General features: G+C 56.5%; 22 protein-coding genes. 11 read left to right on the plus strand and 11 right to left on the minus strand.

What is annotated here, in order from left to right; genetic code table 11:
- The first annotated feature begins 5 nt into the window (after positions 1-5).
- Together L991_RS14945 and L991_RS16710 are read left to right on the plus strand one after the other, a co-directional pair.
- Positions 6-896 (plus strand): LysR family transcriptional regulator, encoded by an 891-nt coding sequence (locus tag L991_RS14945; protein WP_047396834.1) that lies wholly within the window; start codon positions 6-8, stop codon positions 894-896.
- Positions 897-1073: 177 nt separating this feature from the next.
- Positions 1074-3395: an extracellular solute-binding protein gene (locus L991_RS16710; RefSeq protein WP_052190945.1), complete on the plus strand. Its 2322-nt coding sequence runs from the start codon at positions 1074-1076 to the stop codon at positions 3393-3395.
- Between the two features lie 60 nt (positions 3396-3455).
- On the opposite strand, the gene L991_RS14955 is transcribed toward L991_RS16710, so the two are convergent.
- Entirely contained in the window at positions 3456-3809 is a 354-nt protein-coding gene (locus L991_RS14955; protein WP_047396835.1) for a hypothetical protein, read from the minus strand.
- Positions 3810-3968: 159 nt separating this feature from the next.
- Here L991_RS14955 and L991_RS14960 point away from each other — a divergent pair, with 159 nt between their 5' ends.
- A complete protein-coding gene (locus tag L991_RS14960) occupies positions 3969-4835 on the plus strand; it encodes a transporter substrate-binding domain-containing protein (protein WP_052190946.1) in 867 nt (288 codons plus the stop codon).
- On the plus strand, positions 4822-6597 hold the full coding sequence (locus tag L991_RS16715; protein WP_081986713.1) for a sensor domain-containing diguanylate cyclase: 1776 nt from the start codon (positions 4822-4824) through the stop codon (positions 6595-6597). The genes L991_RS14960 and L991_RS16715 overlap by 14 nt, the downstream gene beginning before the upstream one ends.
- Before the next feature lie 3 nt (positions 6598-6600).
- Here the strand turns inward: L991_RS16715 and L991_RS14970 are convergent, their stop codons facing one another.
- The 5 genes from L991_RS14970 to L991_RS14990 form a co-directional block, all read right to left on the minus strand.
- Complete coding sequence (locus L991_RS14970) at positions 6601-7842, minus strand: TIGR03862 family flavoprotein (protein ID WP_047396836.1); 1242 nt, start codon at positions 7840-7842, stop codon at positions 6601-6603.
- A gap of 51 nt (positions 7843-7893) precedes the next feature.
- The gene (locus L991_RS14975) at positions 7894-8337 is read right to left on the minus strand and encodes a hypothetical protein (RefSeq protein WP_047396837.1); all 444 of its coding nucleotides are present in this window, start codon (positions 8335-8337) and stop codon (positions 7894-7896) included.
- A gap of 138 nt (positions 8338-8475) precedes the next feature.
- On the minus strand, positions 8476-8676 hold the full coding sequence (locus tag L991_RS14980; RefSeq protein ID WP_028450501.1) for a SlyX family protein: 201 nt from the start codon (positions 8674-8676) through the stop codon (positions 8476-8478).
- A gap of 216 nt (positions 8677-8892) precedes the next feature.
- Positions 8893-10605: a bifunctional UDP-sugar hydrolase/5'-nucleotidase gene (locus L991_RS14985; protein ID WP_047396838.1), complete on the minus strand. Its 1713-nt coding sequence runs from the start codon at positions 10603-10605 to the stop codon at positions 8893-8895.
- A 166-nt stretch (positions 10606-10771) separates the two neighbouring features.
- Positions 10772-11068, minus strand: coding sequence for a PQ-loop domain-containing transporter (locus L991_RS14990; RefSeq protein ID WP_028450503.1), 297 nt, complete (start codon positions 11066-11068; stop codon positions 10772-10774).
- A gap of 210 nt (positions 11069-11278) precedes the next feature.
- On the opposite strand from L991_RS14990, the gene L991_RS14995 reads away from it, so the two are divergent.
- The 3 genes from L991_RS14995 to L991_RS15005 all read left to right on the plus strand — a co-directional run bounded on the left by L991_RS14995 (position 11279) and on the right by L991_RS15005 (position 13482).
- Complete coding sequence (locus L991_RS14995; protein WP_047396839.1) at positions 11279-12160, plus strand: HDOD domain-containing protein; 882 nt, start codon at positions 11279-11281, stop codon at positions 12158-12160.
- 137 nt (positions 12161-12297) lie between these two features.
- Positions 12298-12837 (plus strand): PEP-CTERM sorting domain-containing protein, encoded by a 540-nt coding sequence (locus L991_RS15000; protein ID WP_047396840.1) that lies wholly within the window; start codon positions 12298-12300, stop codon positions 12835-12837.
- 18 nt (positions 12838-12855) lie between these two features.
- Positions 12856-13482, plus strand: a complete 627-nt coding sequence (locus L991_RS15005; RefSeq protein ID WP_047396841.1) for a PEP-CTERM sorting domain-containing protein — start codon at positions 12856-12858, stop codon at positions 13480-13482.
- A 66-nt stretch (positions 13483-13548) separates the two neighbouring features.
- Here the strand turns inward: L991_RS15005 and L991_RS15010 are convergent, their stop codons facing one another.
- Complete coding sequence (locus tag L991_RS15010; protein ID WP_028450505.1) at positions 13549-13755, minus strand: hypothetical protein; 207 nt, start codon at positions 13753-13755, stop codon at positions 13549-13551.
- Between the two features lie 428 nt (positions 13756-14183).
- Here L991_RS15010 and L991_RS15015 point away from each other — a divergent pair, with 428 nt between their 5' ends.
- Positions 14184-15044, plus strand: a complete 861-nt coding sequence (locus L991_RS15015; RefSeq protein WP_047396842.1) for an NAD(P)H-hydrate dehydratase — start codon at positions 14184-14186, stop codon at positions 15042-15044.
- Positions 15045-15118: 74 nt separating this feature from the next.
- Positions 15119-15619, plus strand: coding sequence for a hypothetical protein (locus L991_RS15020; RefSeq protein WP_047396843.1), 501 nt, complete (start codon positions 15119-15121; stop codon positions 15617-15619).
- Between the two features lie 88 nt (positions 15620-15707).
- On the opposite strand, the gene L991_RS15025 is transcribed toward L991_RS15020, so the two are convergent.
- Genes L991_RS15025 through L991_RS15035 form a run of 3 tightly spaced genes read right to left on the minus strand, consistent with a single transcriptional unit; the run spans position 15708 to position 17561 of the window.
- The gene (locus L991_RS15025; RefSeq protein WP_047396844.1) at positions 15708-16691 is read right to left on the minus strand and encodes a TerC family protein; all 984 of its coding nucleotides are present in this window, start codon (positions 16689-16691) and stop codon (positions 15708-15710) included.
- A 39-nt stretch (positions 16692-16730) separates the two neighbouring features.
- Complete coding sequence (locus L991_RS15030; protein ID WP_052190951.1) at positions 16731-17177, minus strand: TerB family tellurite resistance protein; 447 nt, start codon at positions 17175-17177, stop codon at positions 16731-16733.
- Between the two features lie 42 nt (positions 17178-17219).
- Complete coding sequence (locus L991_RS15035; protein WP_028450507.1) at positions 17220-17561, minus strand: HPF/RaiA family ribosome-associated protein; 342 nt, start codon at positions 17559-17561, stop codon at positions 17220-17222.
- A gap of 121 nt (positions 17562-17682) precedes the next feature.
- Here L991_RS15035 and nhaR point away from each other — a divergent pair, with 121 nt between their 5' ends.
- Complete coding sequence (gene nhaR, locus L991_RS15040) at positions 17683-18582, plus strand: transcriptional activator NhaR (RefSeq protein WP_047396845.1); 900 nt, start codon at positions 17683-17685, stop codon at positions 18580-18582.
- Between the two features lie 31 nt (positions 18583-18613).
- Here nhaR and L991_RS15045 read toward each other — a convergent pair whose 3' ends face one another.
- Positions 18614-20092: a B12-binding domain-containing radical SAM protein gene (locus L991_RS15045; protein WP_047396846.1), complete on the minus strand. Its 1479-nt coding sequence runs from the start codon at positions 20090-20092 to the stop codon at positions 18614-18616.
- Between the two features lie 226 nt (positions 20093-20318).
- Between L991_RS15045 and L991_RS15050 the strand changes: the two genes are divergently transcribed.
- Positions 20319-21278, plus strand: a complete 960-nt coding sequence (locus L991_RS15050) for a tetratricopeptide repeat protein (protein ID WP_081986714.1) — start codon at positions 20319-20321, stop codon at positions 21276-21278.
- The last annotated feature ends 34 nt before the right edge of the window (positions 21279-21312 follow it).

Below are 21312 nucleotides of genomic sequence, written 5' to 3' on the forward strand. Positions count from 1 at the left end.
CCAAGATGGACCGACTCACCGCAATGAAAGTGTTCTGCGAAGTAGCCGCCAGCGGCAGCTTTAGCGCCACGGCCGACAAGCTGGATATGTCGCGCGCCATGGTGACCCGCTATATCGCCGAGCTGGAAGACTGGCTCGATGCGCGCTTATTGCAACGCACGACCCGCAAAGTCACCCTTACTGATGCGGGCGAAAGCTGCCTGCGCCGCAGCCAGCAAATGCTGGCACTAATGGGGGATATCGAAGAAGAAACCGCCCGCCATGATGGCGAATTGCGCGGCCAGCTGCGGCTAACTAGCAGTATGTCGTTTGGCTTTGCGCACCTAGCCGCTGCCCTCAGTGATTTTCTGCAGCAACACCCGCAGCTGAAAATCGATCTGAACGTCAGCGACCGCACCGTCAATCTGGTTGAAGAGCGCATCGATCTGGCGATCCGCATTAGCAGCGAGCCCGATCCATTGCTGATCGCCAAACCCCTCGCTAGCTGTCCATCTGTCTTGGTCGCCGCACCGGGGTATCTGCTTGCACACGGCACACCTACTGAGCCTGCAGCCCTTACCCACCACCGGTGTCTGAGCTACGCCAATTTTGGCAAAAGCCGCTGGCAGTTTCAGCGCGGCGAGGAGCAGCAAAGCGTGAACGTCAGTAGCCGCCTCAGCGCCAACGAAGCCACAGTGCTGCTGCATGCGGCCCTGGCCGGTGGCGGTATTGCCTTGCAGCCCACGTATCTGGCGCAGCCCTATCTGGCCGCGGGCCAACTGCAAGCAGTGCTGGCCGATTGGGCCGTGCCGGCAATGACGATTTACGCGCTCTACCCTTCCCGCCGACATTTATCGCCCGCAGTGCGGGCTTTACTGGATTTTTTACATGCGCGTTTTCAGGCGCAACCGTGGTAAATGACAAATGGGTCAATTAGCTTGCCCATACAGCGAATCCGCAATCGCCGCCCGCGCAAAATTGCCACAAGCTAGCAATCAGACCCGCCGACCAGCCTAATCCTGGTCTATGCTGTGAGGTAGATTCTCTGCACCTGCCGCGCTCAAAAATGCGGCCTACTCGGGAGTGTGTCAGCAATGCCGATCAAGTCCAAACTTCTCCTCGCCTCGCTGTCTGTCAGTGTTCTGGGCATTATCCTGGCCTGCTGGGCTGTTGCCGGCTGGGGCTGGTCAGGCTGGAGCGCGGTGGCAGTCTTTGGCGTGTCGGTCGTGGTGCTGCAAGGGGCACTGGCCCATTGGGTGCTCAAACCGATGCAAGTACTGCTCGACTCGATGGCTCATCTCTCGGAGGGCGGTGGCGATCTGAATAAACGCATTCCGGTACACAGCGAAGACGAACTCGGCGAAGCCGCCCGCGGCTTTAATGAATTTGCGACTGCTTTGCAAAACACCTTCCGCGAAGTGCAGCGCGATATGGAAGGCTTGTCACTGGGCTTAAAAGAAATCACTGCAGTCACCGGCCAACTGGTGAAAGACAGCCACACGCAGGCTGATTTTGTCGCCGCTTCGGCTGCGGCGGTAGAAGAAATCACCGTTAGCATTACCCATATTGCCGATAGCGCGAACGAAGTGGATGAAGTGGTGGCCGAAACCCAGATGATTTCTGTCGATGGCGCGCACACCGTACACAGTGTCTCAGATGAAGTCGCCAAGATGCAGTCATCAATCAGCTCGCTGAGCACTGCGATGGCCGATCTGGGGCAACGCTCAAAAGAAATCGGTGGCATCGTGAGTGTAATTAAAGACATCGCGGAGCAAACCAATCTGCTCGCGCTGAACGCCGCCATTGAAGCGGCCCGCGCCGGCGAACAGGGCCGCGGCTTTGCCGTAGTGGCTGACGAAGTCCGCAAACTGGCCGAGCGCAGCGCCAAAGCCACCGTAGAGATCACCGAACGGATTAGCTCGGTGGCTAAAGATACCGATGCCGCACTGAAAAACATGGATCAGGCCGCCAGCGGTGTTCGCAATAGCGTTGATCGCGCGCAGGAAGCCAGTAATCTGATGCACGATATCGGCAACCGGATGCAAAACGTCGTGGAAGTCGTACGCAGTATTGCCGATGCCACCCGCGAGCAAACGGCCGCCAGCACCACCATGGCGCAGTCATCCGAACAAATCAACGCCATGACCCAGTCTTCCGACTCGGCGCTGCAGCAAACCAAACGTGCGCTGGAAACCCTGGATAATCGCGCTCGCGAATTAATGGCGTCAGTGGGCAAATTCAAACTGGAAGACATCTCGGTACTGCATGGCTGGTTTGCCGCGAGTGGCTTTCGGGCGGTCGCCGATATCAAAGCGCGGCTGAATAAAATTGGCCACCACTGGAGTGACAACCACAGCGGGAAGGATGTCCCCGGCATGCTGAAAAAAGCCGTCGAGGAGGGAAAACTCCCTACCGCGGCCGCGATTGGCGGGGTAAAAATCCAAGCGTGGGCAGGTAAAGGCATTCTGGCCAATCTGGACGAGCTAGCCGCGCGTCAGCGCTGGAATCAAATTTTACCCCGGGTGCTGGATGATCAGATGCACGGCGATGGCCATTATTGTGCGGTGCCACTGGGGGTCGCCCGGGTCAACGTCATTTGGGCCAATGTCGGCTTGCTGCGCCGGGTTGGCGTGAGCCAACCGCCACGCAGCTGGGAAGAATTCATCAGCCTGTGTGAAAAACTGCAGGCGGCCGGGATCACTCCAATCGCGCACAGTGAGGTGAAATGGCAAGTTGCGACGCTGTTTGAAGCAGTAGCACTGGGGATGGGCGGGGCTAAATACTATAACGATGCCTTCAGCCGGCTTGATCCGGCCACCTTGAGTGGCCAGCAAACTATTCAGGCGCTGGAATTATTCCGGCGGATCAAACCCTTCTGTAGCGAAGACCCGGTAGGCCGCGACTGGAATCTGGTTTCTGCTGACATCATCAATGCTCGCGCCGCAATGCAGCTGATGGGGGATTGGGTCAAAGGTGAATTCGACACCGCCGGCAAGCAGGCGGGCACCGATTATTATTTCTGGCCCGCGCCCAACCAGGCTGGTGAGTACAGCTTTGCTGCGGATACCCTCACCATGTTCCGGCAAGATGATCCGGCCCGCGCAATTGCCCAGCGTGACTTTGCCGAGCTATTGATGAGCCCGGAATGTCAGATCGCATACAACCATCACAAAGGCTCAATCCCCGCCCGTACCGACATCGATCGCAATCAGCTCGATGCCTACGGCAAAGCCTCGGCGAACGACTTTGCCGATGCGGCACAGAAAAATACGCTAGTGCCATCATGGGCCCACAATATGGCAGTACAAGATGATCTGAAAAAGGCCTGGATCGAAGTGGTGTACGAATTCTGGAATTCCCCCACCATGACCGCCGCAGCCGCGGCCAGCAAACTGGTGGCCGTTGTACGCCGCTAAACGCTGATTGCAGAAATGAGTCACCCAACCAAGCCACAGCTGCTGCTGTGGCTTGGTACTTTAGGGCTTTTTGGGTAGCCACTGGATGACGCTGATGGCGTCTTCCAGCTGGCGCAGCCGACTCTGCCGGCGCGTCAATTCGGCTTGCAGTGCGGCCAACAAGGCGACTGCACGAAAAGGTTTACCTGCCTGGCTCGCCAGCGCCCGTGCCACCATCTGGGCATCAACTTCCAGTAGGCGGGTAGCCTCGGGCAAGCTCACCGCCTTGGCCGAGGTGGGGCGGCGACTTACAAAGCTAATCGCGTAGGCCTGCTCATTCAGCAATACGACAAATTGCTCGTTGTGCGGGCCTAACTCCCTACGCAGGGTTTCTAGCTCGGTAATCTCGGTGCGGATCTGGGTGGCCAATGGCATGGGGCACTCCTATGTTGCCGCGATTAAAGTCAATTCGCCCCGCCGGGTCAAGACGGCGGTACGGCTTTTGGGGGCTACCGCGGCGAACAACGCTGCCCTTTATCTCAAGCCAGCATAATTTTACTTTTTGCATCAGCAGCTTGTAACTATAAACAAGGCATGCCAAATCCATATTCACGCCTACTGCTCAGTTGCTTGCTGTGCGGCCTCTGCTGGGGTTCTTCGGTCTATGCCGAACAGCCGATCGTGGTACGCTTTGCGCCCGAAAAAGACTACGGGCCATTTATCTATGCGGATCAACATGGCGCCATCCGGGGTTTATCGGCCGAAATGCTCAATGCCCTGCTCCCGTATGCCGGCCTAGAGATTCAGTATTTACCAGCCCAACCGCTGGCCAGTATTTTGCAGCAAGTACAGCAGCAACAAGCTGACCTAGTTTCATCATTGCGCCCCACCCCCGAACGCGGCCGGCATCTTGGTTTTACCAGCCCGTATGTGGCAGTTCCCGCTGTACTAGTAACGCCCGCCAGCCATAGCGATGCCAATTTGCAGGCATTAGCTGGCCAGATTGTGGCCGTGGGTCAAGGCTATGCAGTGGAAGAATATGTCCGTCGCCGCTATCCACAGGTAATCTGGCATAGCGTAGAAAATGATCAGCAGGCGCTGCAGCTCCTCAACGAAAGGAAGGTCAGTGGCGTGGTTGCAGATCTGGCCAGTGTGCTGTTTATCCAGCGCCAATTTAGTCAAACGGCGTGGCATATTGGTGGCTCAATTGGTTTTCAATATGAATTAGCTTTTGCCTATCGGAAAGACCGTCCTGAAATCGGCGAGCGCCTTAATCACGCGCTGCGGCAATTACCCAACACCGAGCGCGAAGCCATCTTGCAGCGCTGGCTCACCGCCCATGATTTAAGCGCCCCGACCCCTTTGCAAGAGCGTCTGTTATTGCTGGGAGTCATGCTCCTTGCGGCGGCGGGCCTGATCATCACCATTTTGCTGCTCAGGCCGCGCCATGCCCAACTCTAAACGCACTCCAGCGCAGTTGTGGTCAGCACAAGCCAAGCTGATGCTCGGCTATTTTTTACTGGCCTATCTGTCCATCCAGCTATTTCGGCATGGCACTAGCATTGCGGTGATCTGGTTTGCCAATGGATGGGCGATTATCGGTCTGGCTGACCTGCCCTATCGCAATTGGCCACGCATGCTGGCCGCCATCTTAATCAGCCTCTTGGCCGCCAATCTCGCCTCGGGCGATCATCTCGCCACTGCCATTCAGTATGTGCCGGGTAATCTGGCCGAGATTTTGCTCGGGGCATGGCTTGTGCGGCGGCAACGGCTGCGAACCGGGTTTTATTACTCGGTAACCGGTGTGTTGCGCTTAATGTATCAGGCGGTATTTCTACCGGTGCTGTGTGGCGCCTTGGTGTCTGCGCTGGTGTTCTGGCTGCAAGGTCAATCGGTCGGGCATCTGCTGCTGCATTGGGTGGAGGGGAGCATCATTGGCGGCGTAGCCATGGTGCCGCTCTGGTACTGGATCAGCCAGCATGGCCTGCTCGCCCTGATTGCCCGCGTGTGGCGCCTAGAGTATTTTGCCCATCTGCTGCTAACGATCGGCATCGCGATACTCGCGCCGTTGAGCATTCCGTTTCCATTTATTTATGTCAGCTTACCGCTGTTTCTGATTGCCTATCGGCACGGGCTGGCTGGCAGTGTGTTGGCCAATGCACTGGTAGCGCTAACGATCAGCACCGAAATCAGTTTTGGCCTGCTACTACCACCGGCAACTGTCTACAACTGGGGCTTATCGCTGCTCTACATCCCGGTATTGGCCACGCTGATTCCGCCGCTGCTACTGGCCATTGCCCTGGATATGCACAAGGCTGCGGGTGATGCCCTGCAGCTGAGCGAACAGCGCTATCGCTCGCTGTACCAAAACACCCCGGCCATGCTGTTTTCATGCAGCGCAGAAGGCGAGATCAGCAGTGTAAATCAGCTCTGGCTGGAGCGCATGCATTACACCGCGGAAGAAACCATCGGCCGCCCGGCCACCGATTTTCTTACCCCGCTCGCGCTCAGTATCTGGCGCCAAAATCTGTGGCCGCGCTTGCTGGAAACCGGCCAGTGCCAGAATGAACATCTGCAACTATTGAGCCGGCAAGGCGAAGTCATCGAAGTGCTGATGTCCGCCGCGCTAGAGCGCAACCGCCGACATGAAATCACCCGGGTGTTGGTGGTGCAGCTCGACATCACCGCCAAGCTCAAAGCCGAACATCTGGCTTATCACGACACCCTCACCAATCTGCCCAACCGGCAATTGTTTAATGATCGCCTCAGCCAAGCTTGCCAGCAGGGTTTGCGCCATCACACCCCATTTGCGGTGGCCTTTGTTGACCTGGATCGCTTTAAAGCAGTGAATGATCAGCACGGCCATAAAGTCGGTGACTTGCTGCTGATCGAAGTAGCCAAACGTCTGCAGCTGGCCACTCGCAGCACCGACACGGTGAGCCGGCTGGGTGGCGATGAATTTGTACTGCTGCTCAGCGGGGTAACGCAAGGTGAAGAAGCCCAGCAGCTGGCGGAGAAAATCGTCACCTCGCTGGCCGAACCCTATCACTTGGCCGGCCACACCTTAGCGATCTCGGCAAGCTTGGGGTTGAGCTTCTTTCCACATCATGGGCAAGACCCAGCCACCCTGTTACGCCTTGCCGACGAGGCGATGTATATCGCCAAAGGCAACGGTAAAAATGGCTTTCACTGCCATATCCAGCATGGGTATGGCCCGAGCTAGCTTTTAGGCCTGCGCGCGGGTGGCCAACCAGGCCAAGATCCCTTTGGCGGCCTGTCGCCCAGTGGCGAAACACGCGGTGAGCAAATATCCCCCGGTCGGCGCTTCCCAATCGATCATTTCCCCGGCCACAAAAACGCCCGGGCAGGCTTGCAGCATCAGGCCGGCATCCAGCGCCGCCCAGCGTACACCACCGGCAGAGCTGATCGCCTCATCCAATGGCCGTGGCGCACGAATCGGAATCGGCAACGATTTAATCGCAGCGGCCAGTGCCGGCCAGTCTTGCAGCTGGGGCTTACTCAACAGCTCATGCAAGAGCGCGGTTTTTACGCCTTCCAGTTTCAATTTGCGTCGCAAATGATTGGCCAGCGAATCGGCGCCGCGTGGCTGCTGCAAGGCCGCCAAGATCTGCGCCTCGCTGCGCTGCGGCAGCAAATCCACATACAAATGCACCGGCTGGCTAGGCGCCGCCAAGAGCTGCTCGCGCAACTCGCGCGATAGCGCATACACCAGACTGCCCTCAACGCCACCAGCAGTCAGTACAAATTCGCCGGCTTTTTTTACTGCACTGGGGCTCGTGGCCGCCGCCACAGCTTTCAAAGGCGCGCCGGCGTATTTGTCGGCCAGATAGCTGGACCAGCCCACATCAAAGCCACAGTTGGCCGGCTGTAATGGCGCCACAGCGACACCCTCTGCCGCTAACAGCGGCACCCAGCGGCCATCCGAGCCCAGCTTGGCCCAGCTACCGCCGCCTAGCGCCAGCAGCACCGCGCTAAAGCGCCGGGTGATTTCACCCTCAGGCGTAGCCAGCCGCAATTCGCCCGCAGGCGTCCAGCCCAGCCAGCGATGGCGTACATGCAAGCGCACCCCTTGTGCTTTCAGGCGGCTTAGCCAAGCGCGCAGCAACGGCGCGGCTTTCATTTCGGTCGGGAATACCCGCCCCGAGCTCCCCACAAAAGTGTCGATACCCAGCCCATGCACCCATTCGCGGACGGCCTGGCCATCAAATTGCCGCACCATCTCAGCCAATGGTGCCGAACCCGCGCCATAGCGCTGGATGAACTCGGCACACGGCTCGGCATGGGTGATATTCATCCCGCCCACACCGGCCAGCAAGAATTTGCGCCCCACCGAAGGCATGGCATCAAAGACTTCGACCGCGACCCCGGCTTGCGCCAAAACCTCGGCAGCCATCAGCCCCGCTGGGCCGCCACCGATAATGCCCACCACGGGCGCTGCTGTTTGCATAGATTGTGCTGGCCTGCGGCCAGCCCTGTGAATTGAAGTTCGAGAAACCGATTATGGCGCGGGCGCGGCCAATTCGCGCTGAATTTTCCACTGGCCATGCTCACGCACCAGCCAAAGGGTTTTGCGATTGCGCTCACGCAGCAAATTAGAGCGATAGTCCTGCACAAAGCGCACTTCGGCGGTATCCAGCTGCTGCGCCACAATCTCAACGTCGCGCAGGCGGATCTGCACAAACTCGCCCGCCAGCACGCGCTGCTCGCGCTGGGCGCGCCATTGCGCCAGCGTTAAGCCACCCTCCGGGGTGAAGGTGTCCGCATAGCTGGCCAGATAAGGTTTGAGCAGTTGCTGCTGCCAAGCGCTAGACCACTGCTCCAGCAGCGCATCGATGGCTTTGGCCGATTGCGAGCGCAGCAAAGTGGGGCTCTCCGCCGCCCATGCGGCCGACTGCAGACTGATCAGCAGCGCGCTGCTGCAGGCTAGGAAAATCTTACCCATGTGGGGTCCTTTCACGCGTACGGCCTGCGTGTTTGCACCACCAACACCGGTACGACAATCTAATTGACTCATTGTGCAGTCTAGCCACGCTGGCCAGAGCACACCTTACTCTTGCAGCTCACAACACAGAAATTGCGCTTAATAATGCGGCGGAATCTCGTCGAATAAGCTGCGCGGCGCGGCGGCTTCCGCCGGCGCCTGGTTTTCCTGCAACAGGCGCACGGCCGCCACCAGCTGATCAATCTGCCGCTGCTGCTGGGCCACCAGCTTGTTCAACTCATCCAGTAAATCGTCTTGCAAGGCGAGACGGATTTCCAACTCGGTGAGGCGTTCTTCCATCTTGGGTTCTCCTGCATTGCATCGATTGGCCGCCTGCGCACAGGCAGGCGCATTGTAAGCCAAGTCGCGGGGCGGCGACTACCGCCGGGCATCTTGGCACATTACGCTGCCAGGGTATCGCCCCAGAAGCATTACTGATTAATACACACCGAGCAATACCCATAGAAAAACCCCGACCAATGGTCGGGGTTGCTGGGCTCAGACTCACCTACCCGCTTATTGCGGCAGTGAGATTGTCACGCGATCTTGCGCCGGCACGGGCAGATTCGGGTTGGCTTTGAGGTAGCTTTCCATTGCATCGATGTCTTGCGCGCCGCCCAAGATATTGGTGCCCTTGGTCAGCACAGTGAAGTTATCACCGCCACCCGCCAGGAAGTTATTCACCGTAATGCGGTAGCTGGCCGCAGTATCAATCTGCACCCCATTGAGCTTCACGCTATTGCGCAGCACGCGCTGACCAGCGGCGCGGCCTTTATCGTAGCTGTAGCTAAAGCCGTTCGATACGAGCAGAACACGGTCAAACGGCTGGTTGTTGGTGTAACCCACAAACTGCTGCTCCAGCAATTCGATCAGATCAGCCCCAGTGACTGTCATCGACACCAGGGTATTGCCAAACGGTTGCACGGTAAACAGCTGACCATAAGTCACCGAGCCATCCTTCGCGGGCGTCAGATCGGCACGCACACCGCCCGGATTCATAAAGGCGATTTGCGCGGCGCCCAGCTTAGCATCTTTGGTCGCGGCCAATTGCGAATCGGCAATCACATTACCCAGTGTACTTTCGCCTGCTTTATTGGCAGATTTGCTCAACGGGCCGGCCAAGGTACCGGTGATGCGGTCTTCCAGCGGTTTAATCAGCGCTTCGTACTTGCTCACCAAGGTGCTCAAGATGCCGTCTTTCGCCACATCATTGGTCACCCACAGGTTTTTCGCGCCAGATTTCACCACATCGCGGGTTTTCGGATCGAGCTGCAGATCGATCTCGGACACCACACGGCCATATTGGCTGGCACTGGTCACCAGTTTGCCATTGATCTGGCAGTTATAGGCTTGGTGGGTATGGCCCGAAATCACCGCATCCACAGCTGGGTCAAGCCGCTTGACGATATCAACAATCGCGCCCGATACGCCTTTACATTCATTCAGGCCGCCGGTTTGCGTGCCGCCTTCATGCACCAGCACCACAATCGCTTCGATGCCGTCTTTTTTCAGCGTCGGCACCAGCGCATTCACGGTATCGGCTTCATCTTTAAAACTCAACCCTTGCACGCCGGTTGGGGTCACGATGGCGGGAGTGTTTTTCAGCGTCATACCAATGAACGCCACTTTCACACCACCAAAGCTCTTCACCTGATACGCCGGGAACAATGACTTACCGCTGGCATCGTCAATCACATTGGCGGCCAGGAATTTAAACTTAGCGCCTTTAAAGGCACCGGCAGCGCTACAACCATCTTTCGGATGGCAGCCACCGTTTTGCATCCGCAGCAGCTCTTCACGGCCGTCATCAAACTCATGATTGCCGACGGCATTCAATTCCAGGCCAATTTCATTCATGGCCTCTATGGTCGGTTCATCATGGAATAGCGCCGAAATCAGCGGGCTGGCACCGATCAGATCACCGGCCGAGACCACGATATTGTTCGGGTTTTTGGCTTTCAGGGTTTTGATCCAGGTGCCCAGATATTCCACCCCGCCTACGGCCACAGCCTTGCTGGCATCCGAGGCATCTACGCCTTTGGCAGTGCCCGGCTTGAGGTTGCCGTGGAAATCGTTAATCGCCAGAATTTTGACGTCGATCGGGCCCGAAGCCACGGCCGCTGGCGTAGCAGTTGGGGCAGGTGTGGCGACTGGATTGTCGGTCGCTCCACCGCAGGCAGCGATGGCGACAGGTAATGCAGCTAAAGTCAGCATTTTGTGTAGTTGCATGCTGTTGTCTCCCTATGATGAGGCGACCACAATATGCGATTAGCATGACAAAAATGGGGCGATTCGATGAACTTAAAACGACCGTTTCATGACAAGACCGAGACTTGCTAATACAGGGTATATAGCCACAGCCCATGCATTAGCTAGGCCTGATGAAGATACACCGCTAGGTATGCCGAAAACGCGCAATCAGCCATAGGGTAATCAACACAAACAGCAAATTACTACTGGCCGAAAACACCAGCGCCCAGCCCCGGCCATGCGCCAACACTTGCACCAGCGCATAAAAAGTGGCGATCAGCGAAGACAAAGTCCACACCGCCCATGAGCTCAGCGCAATATTGGCACTGGAACGCGAGCGCCAGAGCGTGCGCCATTGCGGCAAATAGGCCAGCAAAGACAGTACGCCCACGCCAGCTTGCAGCACCGTGGCCCCTTCAAGAATTAATTTATTGATGGCCATGCGCCAGCCTCGTCATCCGTTTCATCCTCGAATGACTGCCCTTGGTACGCGAAGTTCGCCTCTGCTCGCCAATTTCCAGCAATAAGACAAAGACATAGCGCGCTACCAAGCAAGCCCCCGGGTGTTTCACCATCACCACAGCCATTCAGCTCAGGCTTAACCCTGCCGATAAATCAGCTAAGCTAAAGCAAGCCCACGACGAGTCCGGCCATGAATCAAGCGATTACCGACCGCGCGCAATGGATCAGCTATCTGGCCAACCAGCCCACGCCCATCCTTGCCCACACCCAGCAAGAGATTCGCCATTTTCAGAGCGAGATCGACCAGATCGGTTTGCATGAGATCAGCCAGCTGATCCGCCATGATCCGCTGCTCACGCTACATATCTTGCGCTATCAGGAAGAACACCGGCATACCCGCCAAACCACCGATGTCACCACCATCGACCGGGTGCTCCTAATGATCGGCGTAGTGGGCTTTTTCCGCGTATTTGGCACTCTACCCACGCTAGAAAACGATGTGCACGCCCAAAAAGCCATGATTTATGGTGCGCACCGCACTTGCGCCCGCGCCTATCTGGCCTCGCGCATTGCCGAAACCTTCAGCCACTATCGGCGCGATATCGAGCCGAAAGAAGTCATTACCGCCGCCCTCTTGCACGACACGGCCGAAATCCTGCTGTGGATGGCCTCGCCTCGCCAGATGATGATGGTAAGCGAGCTTATGCGCTCCAACCCCGGTATGCGCAGCGTGGATGCCCAACACAAAATCCTCGGCTGCCAGATTAATGAAATCCAGCAAGGCTTAGTCGAGCTGTGGCACCTGCCCCACACCCTGCTACACCTGATCGACGATCACTACGCCGACGAACCCCGCGTGCGCTTGGTCCACCTCGCCGTCGGCATGGCCCGCCACTTGGAAAAAGGCTGGGACAACCCCTATTTCCAGGCCGACCTGCAAAACTGCGGCCAATGGTTTCATCTCGAGCCGGCTTTGATCTACAACCACATCCGCGATGTGGCGCTCGATTGCGCCCGCAGCTGGCACTGGTATGAAGAACAACCCGTCGCCGCCATGTTGATCCGCGCCTAAGGCGATCAAGCTAGGCATTCACCCCGCAGCGACACTGCCCGATAGTGCCATTGGCATAGCAGTGAATTCCTTGTAGAATCTTACCTGAAAATTAAAATAATATAATCAGTTACTTATACAAGGAAGCGGATACTCAAATGAAGACACAATTGATGGCCGGCCTCATTACCTTGGCCAGTGCAGTGAGCAGCCATGCAGCCCTCGTTAATCCGGGCTTTGAAGATGGCGTAAATGAGTGGTCACTGGCTAGTGTGAACTCAGTCGTAAGCAAGTCTCTGGGCAATTTTGCGGCAAGCGAAGGTCAGTATTTCCTCAATATGGCGGGGGATGATGTTCTGACCCGTTCATTTTACGGTTCTGACAATGGTCGATTTAACTTCGACTTTGCAATCACCAACGCACAAGGCGTAGCCGCTAGCGGTGAAGTTGGCGTATTTGTCGGCGGCCAGCAGTTAAGCAGCTTCACTTTCAGCGGTAATGGCTGGAAATCTGTGAGCTGGTTGTTGCCAACCAATTTCAACGATGACGTTGAAATCCGTCTGATTAATCCTACCGGCCAACAACGCTTATTGATTGACAATGCCAATGTAGCGCCTGTACCTGAACCAGAGACCTATGCGCTGATGGGTCTAGGTCTGGTTGGTCTTTTGGCCGCACGTCGTCGCCGCACTAAATAATTATCCCGGAGAATACGCATGAAAAAATTGAGCGCTTTGCTCTTGTTGGCATTGGCAGGCCAAGCATCTGCAGCCGTTCTGAACGGTGACTTTAGCAATGGTCTGTCTGGCTACACATCGCGTGGCAATGTGTCGGTAGTGCAGTCATTCGTAGATGCGCAAGGTCGCAACTGGACTCATGGTGGTAATTTTGCAGTCCTGAATACCAACACCACTAATTCAACGGCTAACTTCAGCAACAGCGCAACACCCAACTTAACCACTGGTAGTGTTCTGACTAAATCGGTCAACATCAAAGCTGGGGACCGCGTTTCATTTGATTGGGCCTTCACTACCAGCGATTACAAGCCCTTCAATGACGTTGCCCTGATCTTGGATAACCAAAATCGTCGTTTTGAGCTATCTAGCGTGGCACAAGTTGGCAATTACGGTAGCAGCGGCTGGCGCACCCTGAGCTTTGTCGCGCAGAGCAACTACATTGGTGCAGTACGCTTTGTGGTGAGCAACCAAGGTGATTCAGTAGTGCATTCGCAATTGCTGCTGGACAACCTGCAAGTGGCCCCAGTTCCTGAGCCTGAAACCTATGCGCTGATGGGCTTAGGTCTAGTTGGTTTGCTGGCCGCCCGCCGTCGTAAATCGGCATAAGCTGGCAAGACAATAAAAAAGCCACCTCACGGTGGCTTTTTTATTGTAGCGGTCACAACTGCGCGCTTAGCCGCACTGCACGGCCAGCTGTTGGCTGGCGATGGCGGCGGTTTGGCGCAGCACGCGATGCAAGGCGCGATCGCGTGATTGAGGAACGGGTTGCCAGTCGGTCACCGGTTTACGGCGGCCGCCGCGACAGATCACGATTTGAAACCAGCCTTCCATTTCCTCGGCCCGGGCTGCCGGGCGTGCTTCAATATTAAAATCAAACATGTATAAACGCTCCAAGTGGGCGCTTGCACGGGTTTTCTGGTTGGAAAAATACTGTGTTAGCGCCGTCAGCCATCCACGCCGGATGGCATAGCACCAATCGAAGAGCACCAGGTTCGGTTCGAACCCAACCCGGGTTGGTCCGGGTAGGCCATGGCTGACAGTAGAGGGGGCTGTCACCAGCGGGCGTTTTAGGTAGATCGGCAGGGCCGATTTGCGAAGATAAACTTGCTTAACACATCATGCCTTTAGCGGCACTTTGCAGGATGTGCTCGATCAATTGAGTGCCGCGAGTATGCCCGATCTAAAAAACACTGTCAAATCATTACTTTGGCTTTTATAAGCCACCCCGAACTACCCTGCCTGCCATGCACTCGCCCACCCGGCTTGCGGTATAGTGAAATGATTGCGACTCTGTGATCGGGCTACCGATGAATGAATCTGATCCGATAGGCGGCGCCTTGGCCCGCCTGCAGCGCGCGGCCGATAGCCATAAAGGCAGCTTTGGCAGCATAGCCATTCTAGGTGGCGCGCCGGGCATGGTGGGTGCGGCGCTCCTGGCCGGCCGTGCGGCTTTGCACATGGGCGCCGGTAAAGTGTGGCTGGGCTTGCTGGACCCGCGCCCCTACTGCGATTGGCAACAACCCGAGCTGATGCTGGGTAGCACCGCGCACGCTTTGGCCCAACCCTACACCCATCTCGCCTGCGGTATGGGCATGGGTATTAGCCCGCAAAGCGCTGAATTATTAGGCCTGGCACTCAATACCCCCACCCCTTTATTGCTGGATGCAGATGCACTGAATCTGCTGGCCAGCCAAGCCCATTTGCGGGCGCAATTACAAGCCCGCTGGGCGCAGGCTACGGTGCTCACGCCGCATCCGGCGGAGGCGGCACGGCTGCTGGCTTGCACCACTGCCGAAGTACAGGCTGATCGCGTGCAGGCGGTGCAGACTTTAGCGCGTGAATTAGGTTGCACCGTGTTGCTTAAAGGCCATGGCACCTTAATCGCCGATCCAGATGGGCAAATCAGCCGCAACCTCACCGGCAATCCGGCTCTGAGTAGCGCTGGCCAAGGCGATACGCTGGCAGGCATGATCATCGCGCTGGCCGCGCAAGGGCTGACGCTGGCTGAAGCGGCGCGGGCGGGCGCTTATCTGCATGGCGCGGCGGCTGATCGCTGGCGCGAACAGCATCCCGCCGGCATTGGTCTCACCGCCAGCGAAACCAGCCTAATCGCCCGGCAAATCCTGAATGAAGATGTCATAAAAAATTCATCAAACGGCAACACATGAAGGGGATAAGGAAAGGGAAAATCCGGTCATAAACAATTTATACCGTTTTACCTTTTCTTTTTTGGAGTCGTGCCATGACGAAAGCAGCCCCAGCCAATACCGCGTCAACAGCCCCAAGCACCACCACCACCCGCCGCCGCCCTGCCGCCCGTAGCGCGGCCAAACCGCGTGCCACCGCCGCCAATACCCAGCCAGAAGCACTGCCAGCCGCCGCTGAGGTGGTCGCCGAAGTGGCTGCGCCGGCCGTGGTAGCCCCGGTAGTCGCAGAGGCTGCATCTGCCCAGCCGGCGGCCGCCGAAGCCAGCAGCAAAGACAGCAAGGCCGGTAAGGCCGCTCGTGGCAAAAAGGCCGAGAAAAAAGAAAAACTGGTACGCGATAGCTTCACCTTCCCTGCCAGCGACTACGCCCTGATTGCCAGCAGCAAACAGCGGGTGATCGCCGCCGGTGTGGAAGTGAAAAAGAGCGAAATCGTGCGCGCCGGCCTGTATGCGCTCAGCCAGCTGGATGATGCCGCCCTGCTCGCCTTGGTGGGCCAGCTGGAAAAAATCAAAACCGGTCGCCCAAGCAAGAAATAAGCGCCCAAGCAACACGCCGCCCGGCTGGCGTATACCAGACGGGCGGCTTGTTTAAGACCAAGCTTTGCTTGCCAGCGCACCGCAGCGCTCAGTACTTCGGTAAAGCAGGTTGACGGGTTTTCCACAGCGAATACAACACCCCCGCCGCCAAGAGGCCAAAGGTCACCGCCAGCGACAGGGCGGCAGGCACTTTGCCATCAAAGACGAAATCCCCCAGGAAGATTTTCGAACCGATAAACACCAGCACCAGCGCCAAGGCGTATTTCAGGTAATGGAAGCGGTGGATCACCGCCGCCAGCGCAAAATACAGCGCCCGCAAACCTAAAATCGCAAAGATGTTGGAGGTGTAAACGATAAACGGATCGGTGGTGATGGCAAAAATCGCCGGCACACTATCCACCGCAAACACCAGATCAACCAGCTCCACCATACACAGCGCCAGAAACAGCGGCGTTGCCCACCACACCTGCTTATCGCTGCCTGCCGCCGCCGGGGCGCGCACAAAAAAGCGCTGGCCGTGTAGTTCATTGGTTACCCGCATATGCCGACGCAGGAAACCCAGCAGCGGGTTCTGGGCCAGATCGGTATTTTGCTCACCGGCAAACAGCATTTTCAGGCCGGTGAAGATCAGGAACACCGCAAACACATACAGCGTCCAGTAATACTGCGCTACCAGCGTAGCCCCCAGGCCAATCATGATGGCCCGCAGTACAATCACGCCCAAAATACCCCAGAACAACACCCGGTGCTGATACATCCGTGGCACGGCAAAGTAGGTGAAGATCAGCGAGATCACAAACACATTATCCAGCGACAGGCTTTTTTCGATCAAAAAGCCGGTGAAATACTGCATGCCGGATACGGCCCCCAGATACCACCACACCCAGGCCCCGAACAGCAGGCCGGCAGCAATATAAAACGCCGACAGCTGCAGGCTTTCACGTACGCCGATCTCGTGGTCTTCCTTATGCAAGACCCCCAAATCAAACGCCAGCAGCCCCAGAACAATGGTGACAAAGGCTAACCACAACCAGAGTGGCTGCCCCAGCCATACCCCCAGTAGTATCTCCATGATCTTCACTCCACAATTAGCTTAAAAGGATATACCCCATCAACTTCGTAGCACGCTGCGCGCAGTGCGCGGCTGGCCTGGGATCGGCTGCACCGCATACCAGTCGTATTGCCAGCAGGCCATGGCCCGCGAAATCAACACCGCCTCGCCATCGGCCAGCCAGCCATCGGCATCCACCACCCCGAGCATAGCGCGCAATAGTTTCACCTGTAGCGCCGGGTCATCCACCTCGGCCAGCAGGCGATCCAGCAAGGGGGTGTCCAGCTCGAGGTGCCCCACCGCTTGGCCGGGTAGGTATTGCAGCAGGTCATCGCACAGGTCTTGCAACACCTGCTGCAATAAAGGCTCACTGATGCCTAATTGGGCCAGCAGCCGGCTTTCGCGCACGGCGGCGAGTTCGGCGGGGTCTAGCCCCCCGTCCGACAACAGGGACAGGGCCAGCAAACGACAAACTGCTTCATGACTATTCACAGCATAACGACGCATGGTGGTTACTCCTGAGCTGGGGAAAAACCGGTTGGGTCAGATTTAGTAACCCAGCCCAAGCGGGCTGGCTACCGGGGCAAAGCCACGGCTTTGCCGCACGCGGCGGCTTACCGTGCGGCTGGCCCGATCGGTGGCGCGATTAATCGCAAACAGCTGATCGGTGGCCACATCTTCGATAATCACATCGGGAATCTGATGCAGGCTAATCACCAGCTGGCAATGCTGATCCACCCCGCCGCGCGGGCCATTCACATCAGACAGGCGCACGGTCACTTTACGGATATGGCTAGCCAAGCGCCCAAGGCCAAACTCGATCTGGCGGGCGATATGCCGCTGCAGTTTTTCATCCAACGCAACGCCTTGGCTACTGATTTCGATTTTCATGGCATGACTCCTTTGCAGAAACAATCCGAGCTGGATATGGGTCAAATTTAATGCCGCACGCCAATAAATAAAAATCGTATATTCTTGTTTCTAACTTCAGTTTTTTGGAATAATCGCCGCCATGAACCAATTAAACTACAAGCACTTGTATTACTTCTGGGTGGTGGCCCGCTCGGGCGGGGTGATTCGCGCCAGCGAACGCCTCCACCTCACCCCGCAGGCCATCAGTGGCCAGCTGCGTGCGCTGGAAGAGCAAATCGGCCAGCCGCTGCTGCGCCGCGATGGTCGCCAGCTGGCGCTGACCGAAACTGGCCGGCTGGTGCAAAGCTATGCGGATGAGATGTTTAGCCTCGGCGAAGAGCTGCAAACCGCGCTGGCCGGCGGGCCGCAAGCCTCGGTGCAGCGTTTGCGGGTAGGGATTGGCGATATGGTGCCCAAAACGGTGGCCTTTGAGCTCTTGCAGCCGGCGCTGCAGCTGGATGAGCCACTGCGGCTCATCTGCCGTGAAGGCCAGCTGCTGCCGCTGCTGGCGGAGCTGGCGACGCACAAACTCGATCTGGTGATTGCCGATCGGCCCGTGCCGCCCGAAACCAATATCCGCGCGTTTAATCATTTGTTAGGCGAAAGCACGCTCACATTGATGGGCACCCCCGCACTTTGTGCGCGCTGGCAAGGGCCACTGCCGCAGGCGCTGCAGGGCGCGCCGCTGTTATTGCCGGGGCCAGATGCCGTAATTCGCCCGCGGCTAGAAGCCTGGCTCGAACGCGCACAAGTGCGGCCGCAGATTGTGGCTGAATGTGATGATGGCGCTTTGCTCAAGGCCTTTGGCAAAGCCGGCGCCGGCTTTTTTGCCGTGCCCACCGTGCTGGCCGCCAGCATCGGGCAGGAATACGGCGTGCAAGCGCTGGGGGTGATTAGCGAGCTGAAAGAGCAGTTTTATGCCATCAGCGCGCAGCGCCATCTGCGCCACCCGGCCGTGGTGGCCGTGACCGAAACGGCCCGCCAGCATTTGTTTGCCTAAGCACCGGCTGGCGGTGCGTGGCCGGGGCGCTTTAGTGCGCCAGATGCATTTGCTGGCGTTGTGGCGCGCTGCTTTTTTTCTCGCTGCTTTTGCCTTGCTTGCCGGCATAATCGCTGGCCAACAGTGCTTCGGCCGCCTCTGCCGACATACCCCCCTCCTGTAACCACACGCCAACCAGCTTGGCCAAGCGGTCTAGGGCGATACGGTGGGTAGCATCGGTATGTTGATACAGCCAATCGCTCAGCGCCATAAAGCGCTCGAACGGCTCATGGCCCAAAATCACCGGCAGCGTATTGGCAAAGCGGCCCGAATTGGCCACCAGATCCCAATAGCGGGCAAAGCGCACTAGCCGCTGCATGGTCGGAAAATCAATATCGCGGTTGGCCATGATGGTGTACGGCGGATACGGGTCGTACACCATCGCAAATTCAGCGGTATGGCGAATAATCGGCGTGCCGCGCAGGCGTTTCAATATCCCAAACTGAATCTCATGCGGGCCTATGCCCACCAGCTGATTAAAGCCGGCGGCAAAGCTCTCTACCGTTTCGCCCGGCAAGCCGGCGATCAAATCCACATGCAAATGCGCGTGTGATTCCTGCATCAGCCAGCGGATATTCTCCGCCGCCTTGGCGTTATTCTGCTTGCGGCTCACCAGCGTTTGCACCGCCGGATTCAGGCTTTGTATCCCGATCTCGAATTGCAAAGTGCCCGCCGGAAACCGCCGAATACTGTCTTTGAGCCCATCGGGCAAATGATCGGGCACCACCTCAAAATGCGCAAACACCGGGTCCGCCGGGTTGGCCGCCAGCTTATCGAGGAAAAACTGCATAATCCGCTGGCTGGTTTTGATATTCAGATTAAAAGTGCGATCCACAAATTTAAACAGCCGCGCCCCGCGCTGATACAGCGTTTCCATCTCGGCCAGAAACGCATCCAGATCAAACGGCCAGGCGGTTTTATCCAAGGCCGACAGGCAAAATTCGCACTTAAACGGACACCCGCGTGAGGCCTCGACATACAAGGTGCGGTGGCGAATATCTTCATCGCTATACAGCTGATACGGCATCACCAAGTCGCTGAGCTGCGCCTGCACGCCGGCGTGAATTTTCATCAGCGGCTGTGGCCCCTGCAAAATCTCGCGGCATAACTTGGGCAGCGTCACCTCGCCCCAGCCGGTGATCACATAATCGGCGTCTTTCACAATCTGCTGCTCGGCGCTCTCGTACGATACCTCAGGGCCGCCGAGGATAATTTTCACCTCTGGCGCAATGCGCTTAAGCAGCGCCACCAGCCGCGCGGTTTCTTCCAAATTCCAGATATACACGCCAAAGCCGATGATCTTGGGCTGCCGCGCCAGCAGCCGCTCGGCAAACTCGGTGGTTTTGCCGCCGATCACAAATTCCACAATCTCGGTCTGCGCCTGCAAATCGCCCATATTGGCCAGCAAATAGCGCAAACCCAGCGAAGCATGGGTGTAGCGGGCGTTGAGCGTACAAAGCAGGATAGACATGGGGGCAGATCGCGAAGCAAAAGCGGTATTTTACGGTGTTACGGCCAGCTCGTGGCTGGGGATTGCTCAAAGGCGGGTGCGCTTAGGTCGATGGCCGATTAACGATTCGCATCTCGGCGTGCCAAGCATCGGTGGCTCAGATAAACTTGGTGACAGACAGCTATCGGCCATAAGCGGACGGACGTAGAATCTAGCGCGATTTTTAATCAAAATTACCGGAAAATAGATGCGTAAATTTATTGTTTCAACCTTTTTATCTGTGGCGTTATTTTCTTATTCTTACGCAAGCTTCGAAGATGGAAAGAAGGCATATTCAACAGGTAACTATGTTGTTGCTCTTCGTGAATTTACAGAAGCTGCCAATAAAGGCGATGCTCGAGCTCAAGGTATGTTGGGTTTAATGTATAACTCTGGAATTGGCGTCAATGTCGATTCTTCAAAATCCATTTATTGGCTAAATAAAGCTGCTGAACAAGGTGATACTTTTGCCCAAGCTTGGATGGGTGTTCAATATAAAAATGGCTCAGGCGTATCCCAAAACTATGAAAAAGCTATTTTTTTTCTAACTGCTGCCGCTAAAAAAGGCCAGCCAGATGCAGAAGGGGCCCTTGGACAGATGTATGAAAAAGGCCTTGGCACTGCGCAGAATTATGAAAAAGCTGCAGAGTATTATATTGCTGCAGCGAAGCAAGGAAATCCAATTGCCCAGAATGATTTGGCTATTTTATATATCAATGGGACTGGAGTTAATAAAGATTATCCGCTCGCCGAACAGTTATTGATTAAATCTGCCAATCAAGGCTGGGATAAGGCTCAGTTCAATTTGGGTAAAATTTATTCGGAGGGTGCGGTCGCCAAAATTAATTATTTGGAAGCTGCTAAATGGTACAGAAAATCTGCCAGTCAAGGTAATTATCTATCTATGAACAATCTTGGAATGCAATATGCAATAGGTAATGGAGTTAAAAAAGATATTGTAGTTGCTTATGCATTATTCTCTTTTTCAACAGAGAAATCAACCAAGGCTGAGGCCGCGAAAAATAAAAATCAGGCCTATGACATGTTGACTGTTACTGATAGAAGTAAAGCAAAAACTCTGATTGCAAAAATGCAATCGCTTGGTATTGACCATGCATTAACAGAATACTTCTGTAAATCTCAGAATGAGCATAAATACTGCAACTAAGCATTTGTCACCTAGTCGGCAGCTCTGGGTCGGG

Origin of the sequence: Chitinibacter sp. ZOR0017, from assembly GCF_000799095.1 — a bacterium.
GTDB classification, from domain to species: Bacteria; Pseudomonadota; Gammaproteobacteria; order Burkholderiales; family Chitinibacteraceae; genus Chitinibacter; species Chitinibacter tainanensis.